This is a genomic window from Kitasatospora sp. NPDC088783 (genome assembly GCF_044750705.1).
GTDB lineage: Bacteria > Actinomycetota > Actinomycetes > Streptomycetales > Streptomycetaceae > Kitasatospora > Kitasatospora fiedleri.
In genome coordinates, this window is record NZ_JBIVKJ010000008.1 from 111,853 (window position 1) to 132,700 (window position 20,848).

Here is a 20,848-nt window from a genome sequence, read left to right on the forward strand (position 1 = left end):
ATGGCAGGTTATCCCCGGACGACCGGCCTGTTTCGCCCGGGGCCGGGTCCGCCTTGGTGAGAACCGTCACAGCAGGCCCGGACCGGGCCGCTCAGCAGCGGGGGCGCGCCATGGCGGGGCCCACCACCGCTTCACCCGGACGGGTGGGCGCCGGACCCCTGGACCGGCCCGCCGGGGCACCGCTCACCCCCGGTCGGGCACCGGCAGCGGACGCTTCTCGATCGCCGCCGCCATGATGTCCGGGAACGCGTCCGGCGTGCAGGCGAACGCCGGGGCGCCCAGCTCGGCCAGCGCCTGCGCGTGCGCGTGGTCGTAGGCCGGGGCGCCCTCGTCGGACAGCGCCAGCAGCGCGATGAACTGCACCCCCGACGCCTTCATCGCGGCGACCCGCTTCAGCATCTCGTCCCGGATGCCGCCCTCGTACAGGTCGCTGATCAGCACCACGACCGTCTCCGACGGCCGGCTGATCTTCGACTGGCAGTAGGCCAGCGCCCGGTTGATGTCGGTGCCGCCGCCCAACTGGGTCGCGAACAGCACGTCCACCGGGTCGCTGAGCTGCTCGGTCAGGTCGACCACCGAGGTGTCGAACACCACCAGCCGGGTGTCCAGGCTCGGCATCGACGCCAGCACCGCGCCGAACACCGCCGAGTGCACCACCGACGGCGCCATCGAACCGGACTGGTCGATGCAGAGGATCACGTCCTTCTTCACCGCCCGCTGGGCCCGCGCGTAGCCGACCAGCCGCTCCGGGACGATCGTGCGGTACTCCGGCAGGTACTTCGACAGGTTGGCCCGGATGGTGCGGTCCCAGTCGATGTCCCGGTGCCGGGGGCGGTTCACCCGGGCGCTGCGGTCCAGCGCGCCGCCGACCGTCGAGCGGGTCCTGTCGGCGAGCCGGCGCTCCAGCTCGGCGACCACCTTGCCGACCACCGTTCGGGCGGTCTCCCGGGTGGTCTCCGGCAGCGCGTGCTTGAGCGACAGCAGCGTCCCCACCAGGTGCACGTCCGGCTCGACGGCGGCCAGCATCTCCGGCTCCAGCAGCAGCCGGTCCAGGCCGAGGCGGGAGATCGCGTCCTGCTGCATCAGCCGCACCACGCTGGTCGGGAAGTACTCCCGGATGTCGCCCAGCCAGCGCGCCACCTTCGGCGCCGACCCGCCGAGCCCCGCCGACCGCTTCCCGTCCTCCCGGTACAGCGCCCCCAGCGCCCCGTCCATCGCCGCGTCCCGCCCGGTCAGCCGCACCCCGGTGCCGTCCGCGTCGCCGCCCAGCACCAGCCGCCAGCGCCGCATCCGCTCGTCGTCCTGACGGACAGTCATGTGAATTCACTCCTTAACCCCCGCGCCCCGTCAGGGGCGCGGGGAACTGCGCGAAGCGGAAGGGGAAGGGGAAGGGGAACGGGAACGGGAAGGGCCGGGGCAGCACCGCAGCGCGTCCTGCGGGCCGCCCCGGTCCGTAGGGCGTCTCACCCCGCGCGGCGGTCCACCTGCCGGGGGATGCGCGGCTGCGGCACGCGCACGCCCAGCAGCAGCGCCAGCACCTCCGTGGCCGCCTCGGCGCGCTCCTCGTCGAGCGGGGCGTCCGGGGCGGAGCCCGCCGCGGGAGCCGTGAGCGGGCCGGCCGCGACCCGGGAGCCGATGGTGTGGCGCACGCCCGTCTCCAGCGAGGAGAAGGTGCGGCGCAGCACCGGCAGCAGGTCGGTGAAGGCGTCCGGGGAGACCCCGCACAGCCAGGTGTCGAGCAGGCCGAGCAGTGTCGGGTCGTGCAGCAGCAGCGCGCCGCCGCCGGAGACGAAGCCCTCGACCCAGCCGCCGGCGTCGGCCGGGTCGGAGGCGGTGGAGAGCACCAGACCGAGCCGCCGCCCGGCCTCCTCCGCGTCGAGCCGGCCGTCGTCCAGCAGCAGCCGCACCGCGCGGCCGCGCAGCAGGCCGGGGACGCCGGTGGCGGGGCCGCCGTGCGGTTCGCGGGCGGCGAGCGCGGCCAGGGTGGCGGCCCAGCGTCCGGCGGTGGCGCCGCCGAGCAGGGCGATCGCCTGGTGGACGGCGTCGAGTTCGGCGCGGCGGGCGTTGGCGCCGTCCGCGTCGAGGCCGGTGCAGGCGGCGGGCAGGGCGAGGCTGAGCCGTTCGGCGAGGCCGTGGGCGACGGCGGTGAGGGCGCTGGTGTCGGTGGCGCGGACGTCGCCGTAGCGCAGGGTGCGCACCAGGGCGGGGAGCGCGGCGGCGAGGTGCCCGGCGTCGGTGTCGAGCGCGGCGCGGTCGGCGAGCAGCCGCATCACCTCGGGCAGCGCGTCGGGCAGGTCGGCCAGCAGGCACTGTTCGGCGAGCGCGGTGAGGGCGGTGAGCTCGGCCGTCGCGGCGTCGGCGACGGCCCGGTGGGTGGCGGCGGAGCGCACGGTGGTGCCCCACTGGCCGGCCTCGACCAGGCGGACCGAGAACTCGGGCTCCCAGCACAGCTGCCAGGTCTCCCGGAAGGTGCCGGTCGAGTGGACGCTGTCCCGGGACGGGCGGCCCCAGTGCAGGCCGAGCAGCCGCAGCCGGTGCAGCAGCCGGGAGCGCTCGACGTCGAGGTCCTTGCGCAGGTCGAGGACGAGTTCGCGGGCGGCGGCCTCGGGCTTGAGCCTCAGGGTGCGCTGGAGGCGGGTCAGGTCGCGCTGGAGCGGGACGGCGGGCACCCCGTCGGGGACCTCGCCGAGCGCGTCGCCGACCACCAGGCGCTCGCGGACCAGGGCGAGCGCGACGTCCGAGCCGTCGCACATCACGGCGCGCACCGCGTCCAGGGTCTCGGTGAGGCCGGGCAGCGGGCGGCCGCGCACCGCGGCGAGCGTCTCGGCGAGCCGGATCGCCTCGATGACGTGCGCGGAGGAGACCGGGTGGTCCTCGGCCCGGAGCAGTTCGGCGACCCTGGTCATCCAGCGGGCGACCGGCTGCTCGGGGGCGGTGAACAGGTGGTGGTACCAGCCGGGCGAGTCGATGCCCGCGCCGTAGCCGGTGTGCTGGGACAGCCGGCGGTGCGTCCACGGCACCCAGGTCAGCTCGGTCCTGAGCTTCTTGGGGAGCTCGGCGAGCAGCGCCCGGTCGTGCGCGACGGTCGGCAGCGTGGCGAGCGCGGGGACGTGCCAGGCGCCGCAGACCACCGCGATGCGCCGGTGCCCGGCCCGGCGGGCGGCCCGGAGCTGCTGGCGCATGGCGGCCTCGCGGACCAGGTCGCGCCGCTCGGCCGGGTGGTGCTCGCGCAGGGCGGCCATCGCCTCGGCGAGGGCGGCGAACGGGGCCAGCGGATCGCCGTCGGGGGTGCGGTGCTCGACCACGTCCTCCCACCAGGACTCCGGGTCGGGGTGGCCGGCGGCGGCGGCGAGTTCGGCGATCGGGTCGACGGGCGCGGGCCGGGAAGTGCCCCCCGGCACTCCCGACCCCTCCCCCTCCTCTGACGCGCCGTCACCGCCGGAGGTGTCGCCGTTCCCGGTAACGGTTTCGTCGCCTTCGCGGTCACCGTCACTGGCGCCGTCGCGGTCACCGGCACTGACGCCGTCGCCGTCGCCGTCGCCGAACGGGCCGGCCGCCTCGCCGTCGGCGCCGCGCGGGCCGAGCGCGAGGCTCTGCGCGGCGGGCAGGTCGATGAACCGGACCGGCACCCCGGCGTCCAGCGCGTACCGCAGCGCCACCCACTCGGGCGAGAACGCGGCGAACGGCCAGAACGCGGCCCGCGCCGGGTCGTCGGCGACGTGCGCGAGCAGCGCGACCGGCGGCACCATCTCCTTCTCGGCGGCGGCCGCGACCAGCTCGTCGGCCTCCGGCGGGCCCTCGATCAGCACCGCGTCGGGCCGCAGGGCGGCCAGCGCGGCGGCCACCGCGCGGGCCGAGCCGGGGCCGTGGTGGCGCACCCCGAGCAGCGTCACCTGGGCGTTCACGCCGAGACCTCCCGGGCGGCCCGGTAGAAGTCCTTCCAGCCGTCGCGGTCGCGGACCACGCCCTCCACGTACTCGCGCCACACCTGCCGGTCGGCGACCGGGTCGCGGACCACCGCGCCGACGATGCCGTCCGCGACGTCGCCCGCGCGCAGCACGCCGTCGCCGAAGTGGGTGGCCAGCGCGAGGCCGTTGGTGACCACCGAGATCGCCTCGGCGGTGGAGAGCGTGCCGCTGGGGGTCTTCACCTTCGTCCGGCCGTCGGCCGTCAGGCCGGAGCGCAGCTCGCGGAAGACGGTGACCACCCGGCGGATCTCCGCCGCGCCGCCCGGCAGTTCGGGCAGGTCGAGCGAGCGGCCGAGCTGGCCGACCCGGCGGGTGACGATCTCCACCTCCTCCTCCAGGGTGGCGGGCAGCGGCAGCACCACGGTGTTGAAGCGGCGGCGCAGCGCGGAGGACAGCTCGTTGACGCCGCGGTCGCGGTCGTTGGCGGTGGCGATCACGTTGAAGCCGCGCACCGCCTGCACCTCGGAGCCCAACTCCGGTACGGGGAGGGTCTTCTCGGACAGGATGGTGATCAGGCTGTCCTGCACGTCGGCCGGGATGCGGGTCAGCTCCTCGACCCGGGCGATCCGCCCGTCGCGCATCGCGCGCATCAGCGGGGACGGGACGAGCGCGTCCTCGCTCGGGCCGTGGGCGAGGAGCTGGGCGTAGTTCCAGCCGTAGCGGACGGCCTCCTCGGGGGTGCCGGCGGTGCCCTGGACGAGCAGCGTGGAGTCGCCGGAGATCGCGGCGGCGAGGTGCTCGGAGACCCAGGTCTTGGCGGTGCCGGGCACGCCGAGCAGCAGCAGCGCCCGGTCGGTGGCCAGCGTCGTCACGGCGACCTCGACCACCCGGCGCGGGCCGATGTACTTCGGCGTGATCACCGTGCCGTCGGCGAGCTCGCCGCCCAGCAGGTAGGTGGCGACCGCCCACGGCGAGAGCCGCCAGCGCTCCGGCCTGGTCCGGTCGTCGTGCCGGGCGAGGGCGGCCAGCTCCTCGGCGAACGCGTCCTCGGCGTGCTGCCGCAGGACCTCGCTGGTCGTCTCGGTGGTCATCGACTGCTCCGATCTCACGGGACGTCAGGACACTGCGCGGGAAGGGCGCGGGGAATCGACCGCACGGCGCTGACCTGGGCGGAAGAACTCCCGTTCGCCCCGTGCGAGTTCCACTCTGCCCCCCGCCACTGACAACCGGCCCGCCCTCAGCCGGCCGGCGGCGCGGCCCGGCCGGCCGCCCGCCGCCAGGGCCACAGCTGGGCCGCGCCGAACGCCGCCTCCACCACCAGGAAGCCCCACAGCAGCCCGGTCGCGCCCTGCCCCAGCGCCCAGCCCTGCCAGCAGGCGAACAGCACCCGGGCCGCGCCGTCGAACAGCCCGTGCTCCGGCCGCGGGCGCAGCAGCCGCAGCAGCGCCCAGACCAGCACCACCGACCCCATCAGGTTGGCGAACAGCGTCTGCACCGGCTCCGACGGCGGCAGTCGGCCCAGCCCCAGCGCGCCGCCCGCCGCGGACAGCGCCCGGTGCGCGAGGGCGTACGTCCAGGGGGTGGCGAACGGGGCGGTGACCAGCAGGTCGTACCAGGCGCTGGCGCGGACCAGGCGGGCGTAGCGGTGCGTCATGTCGGGCTCCTGTGCCGTCTCGTACGGGGACGGCCCCATGCTGGACGGTGGAGTACTGTCCAGGGTCAAGTCGCCGACGGGAGCGGGGTCATGCGGATCGGGGAACTCGCCGAACGGTCCGGGCTGAGCCGGGACGCCCTGCGCTTCTACGAGCGCACCGGGCTGCTGGTCGCCCACCGGCTGCCCAACGGCTACCGCGACTTCCCGCCCGAGTCGGTGCCCTGGCTGCGCTACGTCCGCACCGCGCAGGCGCTGGGCTTCTCGCTGGCCGAGATCGCCCGCACCGGCGCCGAGTTGAGCGCCGCGCCGGACGCCGCCGAGCGGCTGTCCGAGCTGTTCCGGGAGAAGATCGCGCTGATCGACGCCCGCACCGCGGAGCTCGCGGCGCTGCGCGCGGACCTCGCCGAGCGGGTCGGCACCGGCTGCCCGCTGGCCCCGGCCTGACGGCCCCTCGACTGTCAGTGCCGCCTCCTAGCGTCATCGGCATGGAGGAACGCTGGAGCACCGAACACGTCCTTTCGCTGGCGCCCGACCCGGCCTCCCTGAAGGCCGCGGGCAAGCTCTCCGGGCCCGCCCCGTGGTCGGCCACCGGCACCGGGCGGGGCGCGCTGTGGGGCCTGTGCAAGGGCAGCGGCAGCACGCCCTACCGGACGGCGGTGGAGCTCGGGACGCCCGCGTACAAGTGCAGTTGCCCGAGCCGGAAGTTCCCGTGCAAGCACGCCCTCGGGCTGCTCCTGCTGTGGGCCGCCGGCCCGGAGGCGGTCGCCGACGGGGCCGCCCCGCCGGACTGGGTCGAGGAGTGGCTGAACGGCCGCGGCCAGGCCGCCGCCGACCGGGCCGCCAAGCAGCAGGCCAAGGCCGCCAAGGCCGCCGAAGCGGACCCGGAGGCCGCCCGCCGGCGGGCCGAGAAGCGGTCGGCCCGGGTCGCGGGCGGCGCCCGCGAGCTGCGGCTGCGGCTGGCCGACGGCGTCCGCCGCGGCCTGGCCGACCCGCCGCCGGCCGGTGCCTGGGAGGAGGTCGCCGCGCGGATGGTCGACGCCCAGGCGCCCGGCCTGGCGTCCAAGGTGCGGGCGCTGGCCGAGGCCCCGTCGGACGAACTGCTGGAGGAGTACGCGATGCTGCACCTGCTGGCCGGCGCCTACGGCCGGATCGACACCCTGCCGGAGCCGCTCGCGGCGACCGTCCGGGCCCGGGTCGGCTTCACCACCGACACCGCCGAGCTGCTCGCCGGACCGACCGTCCGGGACCGCTGGCACGTCCTGGGCAGCCGGGACACCGCCGACGACCGCCTGACCACCCGCCGGGTGTGGCTGCGCGGCGCGAAGACCGGCCGGCCCGCCCTGCTGCTCGCCTTCGGTCGCCCCGGCCAGGCCCCCGACCTGGCGCTGCCCACCGGCCGGGTGCTGGAGGCCGACCTGGCCTACCACCCGGGCGCCCGCCCGCTGCGGGCCGTCCTCGGCACCCGCTACGGCGGCCCCGAGCCCGCCCCGGCCGCCGCGCCCGCCGGGCTCCCCCTCGCCGGGGCGCTCGCCGAGTACGGCGCGGCCGTCGCCGAGGACCCGTGGCTGGACAGCTGGCCGGCCGTCCTGACCGACGTGGTCCCGGTCCGCACCCCGGACGGCTGGCAGCTCACCGACGGCGTCCACACCCTGCCGGTGCGCCGCGGCGCCCTGCCCGAACCGGCCCTGTGGCGGCTGGCCGCGGTCTCCGCCGGCCACCCCGTCACCCTGTTCGGCGAGTGCGGCCACCACGGCTTCGCCCCGGTCACCGCCTGGGACGCCGACCACCGGCCGGTCCCGCTCGGCTGACCGGCACCGCCCGACCGGCCTGCGCCGCGGCCCGGCCCCCGCCGGGTCCGCCCGCCCGCGCGCCGCCACTTTCGCCCCTTTTCACCCCCTTGGCCCCTCTCGCCGCTCCCGCCGCACCGCACCACCAGACGGAACGGGACGCTCCCCGGCGCCCCCTGACGCACCGTCGACCGGAGGAAACCATGACCCGCATCCGGCAGCGCACCGCCGTCCGACGCATCGCCCTGCACCACGCCGCCCGCCGCGCCGCCCTCGCCAGCGGCTGGGGCCGCCGCCACCGCACCACCACCCGCCGGCCGAACGGAGACCGGGCATGACCGCGTCCGCCCCCGCCGCCACCGACGACTGGGCCGAGCTGGAGAGCACCGCCCTGCTCGGCACCGACCGCCGCCCGCTGCCCGAGGCCCGCACCCCGCTGGCCGCCGCCGTGGACCGCGCCGACCCGGCGGGCGCGCTGCTCGACCTGGCCGCCGTCGCCGCCGTCCGCCGCCGGGCCGGCGCGCTGCCCGCCCCCGCCGTCGAGCCCCCCGCGCCCGCCCCGGCCGACCCCCGGCCCGCGCTGCCCGGGGCCGCCGCCCGCCGGCTGGCCGTGCTGCTCGGCACCCGCAGCGGCCACGGCACCACCGCCAACCTCGCCGAACTCCTCCCGCAGTGGCTGGCCGCCGCCCGCGCCCGCGGCTACCGGCTGCCGCCCGCCCTCGTCCCGGCCCTGCTGGACACCGCCCGGGCCCGCTCCGAACTCCGCTCCGACGCCGTCACGCTGGCCGGCCCGCTCGGCCGCTGGCTCGCCCCGCACAACCCCGACTGGAAGTACGTCACCCGCACCGCCGGCGACCAGGACGCCCTCGACCAGCCCGGCGAACTCCTCTGGCAGGAAGGGCTGTTCGCGGAGCGCGTCACCCACCTCACCCGGCTGCGCCGCACCGACCCGGCCGCCGGGCTCGCCCTGCTCGCCTCCACCTGGGGCACCGAGCGCGCCGAGGACCGGGTGCTCTTCCTGGACGCCCTCCAGGACGGCCTGTCCGCCGCCGACGAGGAGTTCCTGGAGGCCGCGCTCTCCGACCGCTCCAAGAACGTCCGGGCCACCGCCGCGGAGCTGCTCTCCACCCTCCCCGGCTCCGCGCTGGCCGCCCGGATGGCCGCCCGGGCCCGGGCCGCGGTCCGCCACGACGGCGACCGGCTGCACGTCACCCCGCCCGCCGCCTGCGACGCCGCCATGCAGCGCGACGGCATACCCGTGAAGTCCCCGACCGGGCGCGGCGAGCGCGCCTGGTGGTTCGGCGAGGTCGTCGCGGGGGCGCCGCTGGCCCTGTGGACGGACGGGACCGGCCGCTCCCCCGAGCAGCTGCTCGCCCTGCCCACCGTCGACTCCCCCGACGGCGGCGGCGCCGAGTGGGCCGAGGACCTGCGCGAGGCGTGGGCCCGGGCCGCCGTCCGCCAGCAGGACGCCGCCTGGGCCCGCGCCCTGCTCGGCGCCCCGCCCCGCCCCGGCCGCGACACCCGCGCGCCGGGCGCCCCCGCCAAGCTGCTGGCCGTCCTCCCGCCCGCCGAACGCGCCGCCTGGACGGCCGCGTTCGTCCAGACCCACGGGCTCGGCGACGCCTTCCAGCTCCTCGGCGCCTGCGCCACCCCGTGGACGCCCCCGCTCTCCACCGCCGTCGTCGCCGCGCTCAAGCGGGCCGCCGAACTCGGCTCCTACCCGTGGAGCCACAGCGGCGTCCTGGGCATGACCGAACGCGCCCTCGCCCCCGAGACCGCCCCCGCCGTTGAGGCACTGGTCGCCGACACCTCCCCCGACACCGCCTGGGCCGACACCTTCACCCGGCTCGCCGGCACCCTCCGCTTCCGCCAGGCCATGCTGGCCGAGCTGGAGTAGGCCCGGCGGCGACGCACCGGAGGCCGGGAGCGCGTACCGCTCCCGGCCCCCGGTGTGCCCGCTCCGGCTACGCGGAGCGCAGGTTGGACTCCACCCAGCTGACCACGTCCTGGGTGGGGGTGCCCGGGGTGAAGATGTCGGCGACGCCGAGCGCCTTGAGCTCGGTGATGTCCGCGTCGGGGATGATCCCGCCGCAGAAGACCTTGATGTCGGCGGCGTCGCGCTCCTTGAGCAGGGCGATCACCTTGGCGCAGAGGGTCATGTGCGCGCCGGAGAGGATGGACAGGCCGATGCCGTCCGCGTCCTCCTGGATCGCCGTGTCGACGATCTGCTCGGGGGTCTGGTGGAGGCCGGTGTAGATGACCTCCATGCCGGCGTCGCGCAGGGCCCGCGCGATGACCTTGGCTCCCCGGTCGTGCCCGTCGAGCCCGGGCTTGGCCACCACGACTCGGATCGGCCCCGACACCACCATGACTGCCTCCTGGACCACGTTGTCCACCACCCGGCCGGCCTGGTCGCGGGCTCGGTGTTAACCACTTCTAACAGATTCTGAGGGGAGGGTAGCGGCCCGGCGGGGCCGCCGTCCTTCCCTGCCTGCCGAGAGGAGGGCAAAATCACAGCGTGCGGGGCCGACCCCGCTCAGAGCTTCTCGACGGGGGCGTAGCGCAGGAGCAGTTCCTTGCGCCCGGCGGAGCCGAAGTCGACCGTGGCGCGGGCCTTGTCGCCGACGCCCTGGGTGGCGACGACGGTGCCCAGGCCGAAGCTGTCGTGGCTGACCCGGTCGCCGACGGCGAGCGCCACCACCTCCCGGTCGGTGACCGTCCGGGCGGACCTGCCCCAGCCGGCCTTCGGCGAGGCGGCGGCCGAGGAGCCGGAACCCCGCGAGGAGCCCGCGCCCGAGGAGCCCGTGGAGTAGCCGCGCGAGGGCGGCACCGCGGCCGCGCCGGTGCGCTTCCACTGGATCAGCTTCTCCGGGATCTCCTCCAGGAAGCGCGAGGCCGGGTTGTAGGAGGGCTGCCCCCAGGCGCTGCGCAGCACCGACCGGGTCAGGTAGAGCCGCTGCCGGGCCCGGGTGAGGCCGACGTAGGCGAGGCGGCGCTCCTCCTCCAGCTCCTTGACCTGGTTGAGGGCCCGCATGTGCGGGAAGATCCCGTCCTCCATGCCGGTGAGGAAGACGACGGGGAACTCCAGGCCCTTGGCGGTGTGCAGGGTCATCATCGTGATGACGCCCGCGCCGTCCTCCTCGTCCGGGATCTGGTCGGAGTCGGCGACCAGCGCGACCCGCTCCAGGAAGTCGGCGAGCGAGCCGACCGGCGGCCCCTCGTCGCCCTCGGGGCGCTCCCCCGGGTCCTTCTCGTACTCGAGGGCGACCGCGGCGAGCTCCTGGAGGTTCTCCACCCGGGTCTCGTCCTGCGGGTCGGTGGAGGACTGGAGTTCGGCGAGGTACCCGGTCTCCTCCAGGACGGCCTCCAGCACGGCGGCCGGCCCGGCCCCGGACTCGACCACCTGGCGCAGGCCGGCCAGCAGCTCGTTGAACTTCTTCACCGCGTTGGCGGAGCGCGCCGCCATGCCGTACGCCTCGTCGACCCGGCGCAGCGCGGCGGCGAAGGAGATCCGCTCCCGGGAGGCGAGCGCGTCGATCATCGCCTCGGCGCGCTCGCCGATGCCGCGCTTGGGGACGTTCAGGATGCGGCGCAGCGGGACGGTGTCCTCGGGGTTGGAGAGCACCCGCAGGTAGGCCAGGACGTCCTTGACCTCCTTGCGCTCGTAGAAGCGCACGCCGCCGACCACCTTGTAGGGCAGGCCGACCCGGATGAACACCTCCTCGAAGACCCGGGACTGGGCGTTGGTGCGGTAGAAGATCGCCACGTCGCCGGGGCGGGCGTCGCCGGCGTCGGTGAGGCGGTCGATCTCCTCGGCGATGAACTGGGCCTCGCCGTGCTCGTCGTCGGCGACGTAGCCGACGACCTGCTCGCCCTGGTCGCCGGCCGTCCAGAGGTTCTTCTTGCGGCGGTTGGTGTTCCGTTCGATGACCGAGTTGGCGGCGGTGAGGATGGTCTGGGTGGAGCGGTAGTTCTGCTCCAGCAGGATCGTCGTCGCGTTCGGGTAGTCCTCCTCGAACTGGAGGATGTTGCGGATGGTCGCGCCGCGGAAGGCGTAGATCGACTGGTCGGCGTCGCCGACGACGCACAGCTCGGCGGGCGGGACCTGGGCGAGGTGGGCCTCGGCCGGGTTGACGAAGTCGCCGTCCGCGGTCATCCGGGGGGCGTGGGTGGCGGAGCCGCCGGAGAGCTCGCGCACCAGCGTGTACTGGGCGTGGTTGGTGTCCTGGTACTCGTCGACCAGGATGTGCCGGAACCGGCGCCGGTAGTGCTCGGCGACGTCGGGGAACGCCTGGAGCAGGTGCACGGTGGTCATGATGATGTCGTCGAAGTCGAGGGCGTTGGCCTCGCGCAGCCGCCGCTGGTAGAGGAAGTACGCCTCGGCGAGCTTCTTCTCCATCGGGTTGGCCGCCTGGTCGGCGTACGTCTCCTCGTCGATCAGCTCGTTCTTGAGGTTGCTGACCTTGGCGGTGAAGGACTTCGGCGGGAACTGCTTGGGGTCGAGGTCGAGGTCCCGGCAGACCAGGGACATCAGGCGCTGGGAGTCCGCCGAGTCGTAGATCGAGAAGCTGGAGTTCATGCCCAGCTGCTTGGCCTCGCGGCGCAGGATGCGCACGCACGCGCTGTGGAAGGTGGAGACCCACATCGCCTTGGCGCGCGGGCCGACCAGCGCCTCGACCCGCTCGCGCATCTCGCCGGCGGCCTTGTTGGTGAAGGTGATCGCCAGGATCTCGCCGGGCTGCACGCCGCGCGCGGCCAGCAGGTGGGCGATCCGGTGGGTGAGCACCCGGGTCTTGCCGGAGCCGGCGCCGGCCACGATCAGCAGCGGCGAGCCGGCGTGCAGCACGGCCTCGCGCTGCGGGTCGTTCATGCCCTCCAGCAGCTGCGCCGGGTCGACGACGGTGCGGGCGGCGCCGTTGCGGTGCCAGGCGTCGCGCTCGGTCTCGGCGGCGTGGTCGGTGGCGAACAGCCCGTCCGGGATGTCCTCCTCGGGGAAGCCGCCCTCGCCGTACCCGGGGTCGTACGGGACGTCGTCGTACGGTTCGTCGGCGGGCGGCGGGGCCTCCTCCTCCGACCACTGCTGGGCTGCGGGGCGGGGGCTCGACCCGACGGCGGGACGCTCGAAGCCGGGGAGCGGGAGGTCATCGAAGAGGCTACTCATGGCCCTTCGAGTCTATGGCCCGCCGCCGACATCCCCGCCCGCTCCCGCCGCGCGGGCCCGAACACCCGCACCGGCGCGGCGGGTTGGAGCCGCCCGGCACACCACGGGGCACCGCGGAAGCGACCGGGGGCGCCACGGGGGCGCTACGGGCGCGCTACGGGCGCGCTACGGGGCGTCCGGGTAGACGAAGACCGCGTAGCCCCCGTACGCCGCGGAGACCAGCGCCGCCGCGCCGAGCAGCACGGCCGGCACCGCCCGGCCGCGGGTGCGGGCCAGCGCGGCGGCGAGCGGGAGCAGCAGCCCGAAGGCGGGCAGCAGGAAGCGCGCCCGGGAGGCGAAGTAGGCGGCGTCGCCGAGCGCCAGGGCCAGCACCGCCGCGCTGTACAGCAGCAGCACCGGCGGCTGGCGGCGCAGCGCCGAGAGCACCAGCAGCACCACGGCCGCCAGCAGGGTGCCCGCGGCGACCACGTCGGCCAGCCAGACCGGCTCGGGGGCGGCCAGCAGGCGGCGGAGCGAGACCAGGGTGGAGCGGCCGAAGTCGAACCGGGTCTGCCAGGCGTCCTGGACCCGGAAGTAGCCGTCCCAGCGGCCCTTGCGCCACCCGACCCAGGCGATGAAGCCCGCGCAGCCCAGCGGCGCCAGCAGCGCCCCGGCCAGCGCCCGCGGATCGACCCGGCGGACCGGCGCCGCCCCGGGCGGGCCCGCCCCCGGCCCGCCCGGACCGGCCCGGCGCGGCGCCAGCTCCAGCAGCGCGGCGGCGGCGACCGCCAGGGCGAGCGCCAGCCCGGTGGGGCGGGTCAGCCCGGCGGCGGCGCACAGCAGCCCGGCCGCCACCCAGCGGCGGCGCAGCGCCGCGTGCACGGCCCAGGCGGCGAAGGCGGTGAACAGCGCCTCCGAGTACGCGGCGCCCTCCACCACCGCGGACGGCAGGACGCCCCACAGCACGGCGGCGACCACCCCGGCCCGGTCCCCGGACAGCCGGGCGGCGACCGCGAAGATCCCCCAGGCCGCGGCCAGCGACGCCGCCCAGGCCACCGCGAGGGCCGCCGCGCCGAGCGGCAGCAGCAGCGCGGCGGCCCGCACCAGCAGCGGGTAGGCGGGGAAGAACGCGTACGGCTCGTAGAGGCCGTGCGGGCCGTGGACGGGCGCGGTGCCCGCGTAGCCGTGCAGGGCGATCTGCCGGTACCAGCGGGCGTCCCACATGCCGCTCAGCCGGTGCGCGGCCCCGGCGGCCCCGCCCTGGTGGACCAGCAGCAGCGCGCCGACCGCCCGGACGGCGAGGTAGCCGAGCAGGGCGGTCCGGACGGCGGGCCGGGGGGCCGACCGGCGCGGCCGGGCCCGGACGGGCGCGTCGGGGGCGGCCCGGGTCAGGACGCGGGCCACGGCCCGTCCCCTCCGGCGGGCGCCGGACGGGCGCGGACTCGGGGGGCGGCTGGCACGGCGCCCACGCTATGCAGCGGGGTGCGGCGGGCCGCGCAGGCTCGCCGGGGCGGGGCCCCGGCGGGCGGCGGGCGGCGGGGTCAGCGCTCCATCAGGGTGACCAGCACGCCGTGCCGGTGGGTGACGGTGCTCTTCGAGAAGGCGGCCCGCAGCGCCTCGGCCTGGCCGGGGTCGAAGCCCTCGAACGGGTCGTCGTGCACGACGGGGGTGCCGTCGGGGGCGAGTTCGCGGTCGTCGACCACGGTGACCACCCAGACCCGCCGGACGTCCCCGAGGCAGGCCGCCGGGTCGCCGCACAGCTGCGGGTAGAGCTCGCCCAGTTCGACCGCGCTCTTCGCCACGAAGACGTCGTCGAGCCGGACCCGCTCCGGCAGGTAGAGCTCCAGCGCGACGGGCACGGCCGTGAAGACCGCGTTCCCGTAGCGCTGCGGCGCGACGGCGTCGCCGGGCCGGTAGCCGTCGGCGATGACCTTCGCGGCGGCCGCGGCGTCCCAGCCGGTGTGCGAGTACCGCTGGCGCACCACCCGCTGGTCGTGCGCGCCGAGCACCAGGACGGCGGCCAGGCCGGCCGCGACGAGCACCCGGGGGCGCAGCGCGGCCAGGCCGGCGCCGGCCAGCACGGCCCAGGCGGGCAGCGTGAAGAGCAGGTAGCGGTCGAGGAAGTACGAGGTGTGCCCCTGCGAGGCGAACCAGAGCAGCGGGATCGGCAGCGCCGCGACCAGGCCGATCTCCGCCGCAGGGCGGCGGCCGCGCGGCCAGGCCAGCGGCAGGGCCGCGCAGGCCAGCACCAGCAGGCTGACCCAGGCCGAGCCGTACAGGCTGCGCCACATGGTCTGGGCGACGTACGGGATGGTGGGCTTGGCCAGCCAGCTGAGCTGCCGGTCCACCTGGTGCCGGCCGAGGGCGATCAGCGGGAGCAGCGGCAGCACGGCGCCGAGCGCGGCGAGCGGGAAGCCGACCAGCACGCCGCGCGCCCGCCCGGTCCAGCAGCGTCCGGCCGCGACCAGGGCGTGCGGGACGATCAGGACCAGCGCGATGATGTGGAACAGCCCGGCGCCGGCCAGCGCGAGCGCGTACGGCACCCAGCGCAGGGCGGAGGGCCGGTCCAGGGCGCGCAGCAGCAGCAGGGTGGCCAGCGCGGCGAAGAACACCACGAAGGCGTAGCCGCGGACCTCCTGCCCGTACCGGGACACCGACGGGACCAGCGCGAACAGGGTGCCCGCGACCAGTCCGGCGGCGGGCGTGAAGAGCTTGCGGCCGATCAGGGTGACGAAGGCGGCGGCGCCGGCCATCGCCAGCGCGGAGGGCGTCCGGAGCGCGACGACCGAGTGCCCGACCAGCTCGGTCCAGAAGTGGATCAGCAGGTAGTAGGCGCCGATCACGGCGTCCAGGTGGTCCAGCAGGTGGAAGATCTCGTGCGGCGAGCGGCTCGCCGCGTTCCAGGTGGCCAGCTCGTCGTCCCAGAGCAGCGGGCCGCCGGCCCCGTACAGGCAGGCCGCCAGGGTCAGCACGGCGGGCCACACCCACAGCAGGCGGCGGGTCCAGGCCGGTGCGCTCCGCCCGGTGCCCCACCGGGCGTTCCACCGGGCGGGCCGCGGCGGGGCCTGCGGGGCCTCGACGGTGTCCGGGCCGGACGCGGGGCCGGGGACCGCGCCGACGCTCATGCGGCGCGTCCGGGGCGGTGACCGGCCGGGCGGGCCGGGGGGGTGACGGGACGCGGTCGTCGCACCCGGGGGCGACACGAGCGGAGGGTCGGCACGGGCCCTATCCAAACACATCGTCACCTGTCCGGGCACGGCGGCACCACCGCTCCGACGGGCGGCCCGGCCGCGGGGGCGGGCCGCCCGGGCGGGGTCAGACCAGGCGGCGCGCCGTGGCCCAGCGGGTCAGTTCGTGCCGGTTGGAGAGCTGGAGCTTGCGCAGCACCGCGGAGACGTGGCTCTCCACCGTCTTGACCGAGATGAACAGCTGCTTGGCGATCTCCTTGTACGCGTAGCCGCGGGCGATCAGCCGCAGCACCTCGCGCTCGCGCTGGGTGAGCCGGTCGAGGTCCTCGTCGACCGGCGGGGTGTCGGTGGCGGCGAACGCGTCGAGCACGAAGCCGGCCAGCCGGGGCGAGAACACCGCGTCGCCGTCGGCGATCCGGAAGACCGCGTTGACCAGGTCGGTGCCGGTGATGGTCTTGGTCACGTAGCCGCGGGCGCCGCCGCGGATCACCCCGATCACGTCCTCGGCGGCGTCCGAGACGGACAGCGCGAGGAAGCGCACCCCCTCGACGCCGGCCGAGCGGCGCAGCACCTCGACGCCGCCGCCGCCGGGCAGGTGGACGTCCAGCAGCACCACGTCGGGCCGGGTCTCGGCGACCACCCGGACCGCGGACTCCACGTCGTCGGCCTCGCCGACCACGTCGATGCCGGTCTCGTCGGTGCGCCCGATCTCGGCGCGCACCCCGGTGCGGAACATCCGGTGGTCGTCGACCAGGACCACCCGGGCCCGCCTCCCGGCCGCCGCCGCCCCTGACGCTGCGTCAGTCATCTGCCGCCCTCTCCATCTCCAGCTCGACCTCGGTCCCGCCGTCCGGCGCGGGCCGCACCCGCGCGGTGCCCCCGTTGCGCCGCATCCGGCCGATGATCGATTCGCGTACGCCCATGCGGTCCTCGGGGAGGTCGTCGGGGTCGAAGCCGGGGCCGTGGTCGCGGACGAACACCGACACCGTCCTCCCCTCCACCTCCGCGTAGACCTGGACCGGTCCACCGCCACCGTACTTGGCGGCGTTCACCATGGCTTCCCTGGCGGCCTGCATCTGCGAGGCGACCCGCTCGTCCATCGGGCAGTCGCCGACGCAGACCAGCTCCAGGGGGACGCCGTGCCGGTCCTCGACCTCGGCGACGATCTCGCGCAGGTGCTCGGCCAGGGTGTCGGGGGCGGCCTCGGCGGCGGCCTCCGGGCGGTACAGCCACAGGCGCAGTTCGCGTTCCTGGGCGCGGGCCAGCCGCAGCACCTCCTTGGGGTCCTCGGCCCGGCGCTGGATCAGGGTCAGGGTGTGCAGCACCGAGTCGTGGACGTGCGCGGCGATCTCGGCCCGCTCCTGGGCCCGGATGCGGGCGGTGCGCTCGGCGCCGAGGTCCTGCCACATCCGCAGCATGGACGGGCCGCCGAGCACCAGCACCCCGGCCACCACGGCCAGCGAGGACTCGACGACCAGGGCGACCGGCGAGTCCACGCCCTGGGTGACGAAGTAGCCGATGATGCCGGCCACCACCAGCAGCACCCCGGCCAGCACCCGCAGGTAGGCGCCCTTGCGGCTGCCCGGCTCCAGGCCGAACCAGCTCTGCCAGCGCGAGTCGTCGGCCTGCCGCCACACCAGGGCGACGCCGATGCCGACCGCGAGCAGCGGCCACACGTACGGCTTGGCGGTCTGGACGCCGAGCGCGGACAGCAGCGCCATCACGCCGATCACCAGGGCGACCAGCGCGAACAGCTGGCCCAGGCTGCCGGCCCGGCCGCGGCCCCCGACCGCGGGTGCGGTGGCGTCCGCGGCGTCCGCGGCGGCGTCCGTGCCGTGCAGGTCGTCGCCGTGGAAGGTGCGCTCCAGCAGTTCGCGCAGCCGGCCCAGGCGGCCGGGGGCGCCGTCGCCGGGGCGGCGGGCCGGGCGGTCGGCGCCGGGGGCGGCCTGGTTGATGCCCAGCGGCACCACCACCCAGAACGCGGCGTACAGCAGGGCGCCGATGCCCTCGGAGAAGAACAGCACGATGAACGCCAGCCGCACCCAGGTGACGGGCACGCCGAGGTGGACCGCCAGGCCCTGGCAGACGCCGCCGAGGATCCGGCCGTGCGGGCTGCGGTACAGCCGCCGGTAGGGCGGCGGGCCGGCCGGCGGATCGGTCGGCGCGGGCTCGGGGCTTCTGGTCTCGGGTACGGCCACGGCACCGATGGTGGCAGGTGCCGGTGCGGCGGCGCATCAGGGTCCGGCCCCTAGGCGGCCCTCAGGGACAGTTCAGGGTCGGCCCCGGGCCCCGGACGGTTGGGCGGGGCCCGGCGGCCCGGGAGGATGGGGACATGACGGACGACCAGATCCCGGAGGAACCGCCGGCCGCCCCCGCCGAGGGCCGGCCGGCACTCACCCGCTCCTCCCGGCACCGGGTGGTGGCGGGGGTGTGCGGCGGCCTCGGCCGCTACCTGGACATCGACCCGGTGGTGTTCCGGGTGGTGATCGCGGTGCTCGGCCTGACCGGCGGGCTCGGGCTGTTCCTGTACGGCCTGGCCTGGCTGGTGGTGCCGCGGGAGGCCGCGGACGGCGAGGGCGGCCGCACCGAGCTGCAGCGGGTGCTGACCGGCCGGGTCGACGGCCAGTCGGTGGGCGCGGTGCTGGTGACGGTGATCGGCACCGGGGTGTTCTTCTCCTCGATGGGCGACGGCGGTCAGCTCTTCCCGCTGCTGCTGCTCGCCGCGCTGGTCTTCCTGGCGCTGCGCTACGACCCGGAGCGGCGGCGGCGCTTCGAGGGCGGCGGCGACGGCCCGGCCCCGGCCGGGAGCACCGGCCCGCGGGACCGGCTGGAGGACTCCGGCCCGTTCGCCGACTGGAAGACCTGGAGCGAGTCGGTCGGCCGGGACCTGCGGGCCGAGTGGAAGGTCCGCGGCGCGGAGCTCCAGGAGCGGCTCCGGGCCCGGCACGCGGAGCACCACGGGGCGGGCGGCGGCGCGGAGTACGGGGACACCCCGCCGGTCGGCCCGTCCGGCTACCTGTGGGACCCGCGGCACCCGGAGCGCGACCCGTACGGCGGGGCCACCCCGCCGTACGGGACGCCCGCCCGGCCGTGGTGGCAGCGCACCGACCTGCCGGAGGGCGACCCGCTGCGCAAGGAGCCGCGCGAGGACGCGCACCGGGACCGGACGGACCGCCGGACGGCCGACTTCGAGGAGCGGGCCGGCCGGCGCCACGAGGCGCACCGGCAGGCGAGGGAGCGGCACCGGGCGCACCACGAGTGGCGGGCCCGCCGCCGGGCCGAGCGCGGCACCCCGGTGCTGGGGGCGTCGGCGGTGCTGGTGGCGGTCGGCGCGTCCTGGGCGGTGGCGGCCGACGACCACGGCGCGCACCGCTGGTCGACGGTGCTGGCGGTGGCGCTGCTGCCGCTGGGCCTGGCCATGCTGCTCAGCGCCCGCTGGGGGCGCACCCGCGGGCTGACCTTCCTGTCGCTGCTGCTGACCGCGGGCCTGGTCCTGGCGGCCGGCACCTCGGCGACGGTCGCGGACTCCACCGGCGACCGCGCCTGGACGGCCACCGCGGCCGACCTGCCCGCGCGCTACACGCTGGGGGCCGGCCACGCCCGGCTCGACCTGTCGGCGCTCGACCCCCGGGGCGGCACCCTCGCCACCGAGCTGCGGGTCGGCGCGGGCAGCGCCCGGGTGACCGTGCCCGCCGGGGTGGAGCTGCGGCTGAAGCTGCGCGACGGCGTGGGCGACGTCCGGCTGCCGGACGGGCAGAGCTTCGACGGCCCGTTCACCCACGAGGACGTGGTGATCGAGGTCCCGGAGGGACAGCCGTCCAGGGGGGCACTGGAGCTGACGGTGACGGTGGGCGCCGGCGACATCGAGGTGGTGCGGTGATGAGGAAGCACCGGTTCGACCTGTACGCGCTGGTCGCGGGCGGGCTGTTCACCGCGCTGGCGGTGCTCTACCTGGTGGCCTCGCTGAACGGGCGCGAGGTGAACGGCCGCTTCGTGCTGCCGCTGGCGTGCATCGTGCTCGGCGCGGGCGGCCTGGCCGGCGCCCTGGTGGCCGCCTCCCGGCACGGCCGGGGCGGCGCCCGCGACGACGACCGCACCCTGGAGTAGGTCAGGACTGCTGCGGGCCCAGCTCCAGCTGGTCGCCGTTCCTGGTGACGGTGTACCCGGGCAGCGGCTTCACGGCCGGGCCGGTGATCACCGCGCCGGTGGCGGCGTCGAAGGTGGAGCCGTGGCAGGGGCAGTACAGCTTGCCGTCCTTGGGCGGGTTGACCGTGCAGCCGGAGTGGGTGCACACCGAGGACAGGCCGGCGTACCGCCCGGCGGCGGGCTGGACGACGTAGACGGCGTCGCCGCTGGCCGGGTCCTTGACGGTGGCGGAGCCGCCGACCGGGACCTGCGCGGCGGGCACCGCGGGCCCGGCCTGCGGGACGGGGCTGGTGGCGCCGGCGCTCGCCGCGGCGGGGGTCTCGTCCCGGCCGAAGCCGGCGGTGAGCGAGCCGGAGAGCAGCCCGGCGCCGCCGAGCGCGACGGCCGCGATGCCGCCGTCCAGCAGGGCGCGGCGGCGCACCGCGTCCTCGGCGAGGCCGCGGGCCCGGTCGCGGGCGGCCCGGTCGGCCAGGTAGCCGTCGACCGACAGGTGGGGGGTGCCGGCCAGCAGCAGCGGCGTCCAGGCCAGCAGGTAGGCCAGGTCGTTGCCCAGGTAGTAGGGGGTGGTGTGGAAGCTGACGGTCAGCCAGAGCGTGGCGGACAGCAGCGCGCCGCCGAGCGCGGCGACCCGGCCCCACAGGCCGAACAGGGTGCCCAGGCCGACGGCCAGCTCGCCGAAGGCGATCAGCAGGCCGAACAGGGTCGGCGCGTGCAGTGCGGGGCCCAGCGCCCAGCCGATCGGGCTGCTCCCCTCGGCCGCCCGGGTCTGGGCGTAGAAGGAGGCCGGGTCGCCGGCGCCGGCCAGGTAGTGCGCGTCGGAGAGCTTGTCGAAGGCCGCGTAGACGAAGGTCACCCCCAGGAACAGCCGCAGCGGCAGCAGCGCGAAGCGCGAGCCCCGCGCCTTCCACTCGGTGATCCTGGTGCCCGCCGTGCCGCCCGTCCCGGTCGCCATCGCCGCCGCCCTCTCGCTCGCCGCCCGCCGCCCGCCGACAGGTGTCGGGTCCGATTGTGCCCGCTGCCCCCCG

17 protein-coding genes are annotated in these 20,848 nt (G+C 76.6%); 6 read left to right on the forward strand and 11 right to left on the reverse strand.

Annotated features, from left to right (window positions below; genetic code table 11):
* Positions 1–183 precede the first annotated feature (183 nt).
* The 4 genes from ACIP60_RS22685 to ACIP60_RS22700 form a co-directional block, all read right to left on the reverse strand.
* Positions 184–1,317, reverse strand: a complete 1,134-nt coding sequence (locus tag ACIP60_RS22685; RefSeq protein WP_400687190.1) for a VWA domain-containing protein — start codon at positions 1,315–1,317, stop codon at positions 184–186.
* 146 nt (positions 1,318–1,463) lie between these two features.
* Positions 1,464–3,905: a DUF5682 family protein gene (locus ACIP60_RS22690; protein ID WP_400687192.1), complete on the reverse strand. Its 2,442-nt coding sequence runs from the start codon at positions 3,903–3,905 to the stop codon at positions 1,464–1,466.
* The gene (locus tag ACIP60_RS22695) at positions 3,902–4,999 is read right to left on the reverse strand and encodes an AAA family ATPase (protein ID WP_400687194.1); all 1,098 of its coding nucleotides are present in this window, start codon (positions 4,997–4,999) and stop codon (positions 3,902–3,904) included. The genes ACIP60_RS22690 and ACIP60_RS22695 overlap by 4 nt, the downstream gene beginning before the upstream one ends.
* A gap of 146 nt (positions 5,000–5,145) precedes the next feature.
* A complete protein-coding gene (locus ACIP60_RS22700; RefSeq protein ID WP_400687196.1) occupies positions 5,146–5,562 on the reverse strand; it encodes a hypothetical protein in 417 nt (138 codons plus the stop codon).
* A gap of 90 nt (positions 5,563–5,652) precedes the next feature.
* Between ACIP60_RS22700 and ACIP60_RS22705 the strand changes: the two genes are divergently transcribed.
* The 4 genes from ACIP60_RS22705 (at position 5,653) to ACIP60_RS22720 (ending at position 9,246) form a co-directional block, all read left to right on the forward strand.
* A complete protein-coding gene (locus ACIP60_RS22705) occupies positions 5,653–6,006 on the forward strand; it encodes a MerR family transcriptional regulator (protein WP_400687198.1) in 354 nt (117 codons plus the stop codon).
* Positions 6,007–6,047: 41 nt separating this feature from the next.
* Positions 6,048–7,370 carry an SWIM zinc finger family protein gene (locus tag ACIP60_RS22710; RefSeq protein ID WP_400687200.1) on the forward strand — a complete coding sequence of 441 codons (1,323 nt, stop codon included), beginning with the start codon at positions 6,048–6,050 and terminating at the stop codon, positions 7,368–7,370.
* 182 nt (positions 7,371–7,552) lie between these two features.
* Positions 7,553–7,687, forward strand: coding sequence for a hypothetical protein (locus ACIP60_RS22715; RefSeq protein WP_255410744.1), 135 nt, complete (start codon positions 7,553–7,555; stop codon positions 7,685–7,687).
* The gene (locus tag ACIP60_RS22720) at positions 7,684–9,246 is read left to right on the forward strand and encodes a DUF5691 domain-containing protein (RefSeq protein WP_400687203.1); all 1,563 of its coding nucleotides are present in this window, start codon (positions 7,684–7,686) and stop codon (positions 9,244–9,246) included. The genes ACIP60_RS22715 and ACIP60_RS22720 overlap by 4 nt, the downstream gene beginning before the upstream one ends.
* Positions 9,247–9,313: 67 nt before the next feature.
* Here ACIP60_RS22720 and ACIP60_RS22725 read toward each other — a convergent pair whose 3' ends face one another.
* From ACIP60_RS22725 to ACIP60_RS22750, 6 genes are all read right to left on the reverse strand, one after another.
* Complete coding sequence (locus ACIP60_RS22725) at positions 9,314–9,718, reverse strand: cobalamin B12-binding domain-containing protein (protein WP_100837881.1); 405 nt, start codon at positions 9,716–9,718, stop codon at positions 9,314–9,316.
* Between the two features lie 167 nt (positions 9,719–9,885).
* The gene (gene pcrA / locus ACIP60_RS22730) at positions 9,886–12,510 is read right to left on the reverse strand and encodes a DNA helicase PcrA (RefSeq protein ID WP_400687205.1); all 2,625 of its coding nucleotides are present in this window, start codon (positions 12,508–12,510) and stop codon (positions 9,886–9,888) included.
* A 165-nt stretch (positions 12,511–12,675) separates the two neighbouring features.
* Positions 12,676–13,893: a hypothetical protein gene (locus ACIP60_RS22735; protein WP_400687207.1), complete on the reverse strand. Its 1,218-nt coding sequence runs from the start codon at positions 13,891–13,893 to the stop codon at positions 12,676–12,678.
* Between the two features lie 137 nt (positions 13,894–14,030).
* Positions 14,031–15,614 (reverse strand): glycosyltransferase family 39 protein, encoded by a 1,584-nt coding sequence (locus ACIP60_RS22740; RefSeq protein WP_400687209.1) that lies wholly within the window; start codon positions 15,612–15,614, stop codon positions 14,031–14,033.
* Between the two features lie 190 nt (positions 15,615–15,804).
* The gene (locus ACIP60_RS22745) at positions 15,805–16,485 is read right to left on the reverse strand and encodes a response regulator transcription factor (protein WP_100837877.1); all 681 of its coding nucleotides are present in this window, start codon (positions 16,483–16,485) and stop codon (positions 15,805–15,807) included.
* Positions 16,478–17,875 carry a PspC domain-containing protein gene (locus ACIP60_RS22750; RefSeq protein ID WP_400687211.1) on the reverse strand — a complete coding sequence of 466 codons (1,398 nt, stop codon included), beginning with the start codon at positions 17,873–17,875 and terminating at the stop codon, positions 16,478–16,480. Before ACIP60_RS22750 ends, ACIP60_RS22745 begins: the two co-directional genes overlap by 8 nt.
* Positions 17,876–18,009: 134 nt before the next feature.
* On the opposite strand from ACIP60_RS22750, the gene ACIP60_RS22755 reads away from it, so the two are divergent.
* On the forward strand, positions 18,010–19,557 hold the full coding sequence (locus ACIP60_RS22755; protein WP_400687213.1) for a PspC domain-containing protein: 1,548 nt from the start codon (positions 18,010–18,012) through the stop codon (positions 19,555–19,557).
* Positions 19,557–19,784, forward strand: a complete 228-nt coding sequence (locus tag ACIP60_RS22760; protein ID WP_400687215.1) for a hypothetical protein — start codon at positions 19,557–19,559, stop codon at positions 19,782–19,784. The genes ACIP60_RS22755 and ACIP60_RS22760 overlap by 1 nt, the downstream gene beginning before the upstream one ends.
* Position 19,785: 1 nt before the next feature.
* On the opposite strand, the gene ACIP60_RS22765 is transcribed toward ACIP60_RS22760, so the two are convergent.
* A complete protein-coding gene (locus ACIP60_RS22765; protein WP_400687217.1) occupies positions 19,786–20,775 on the reverse strand; it encodes a Rieske 2Fe-2S domain-containing protein in 990 nt (329 codons plus the stop codon).
* Positions 20,776–20,848: the final 73 nt, after the last annotated feature.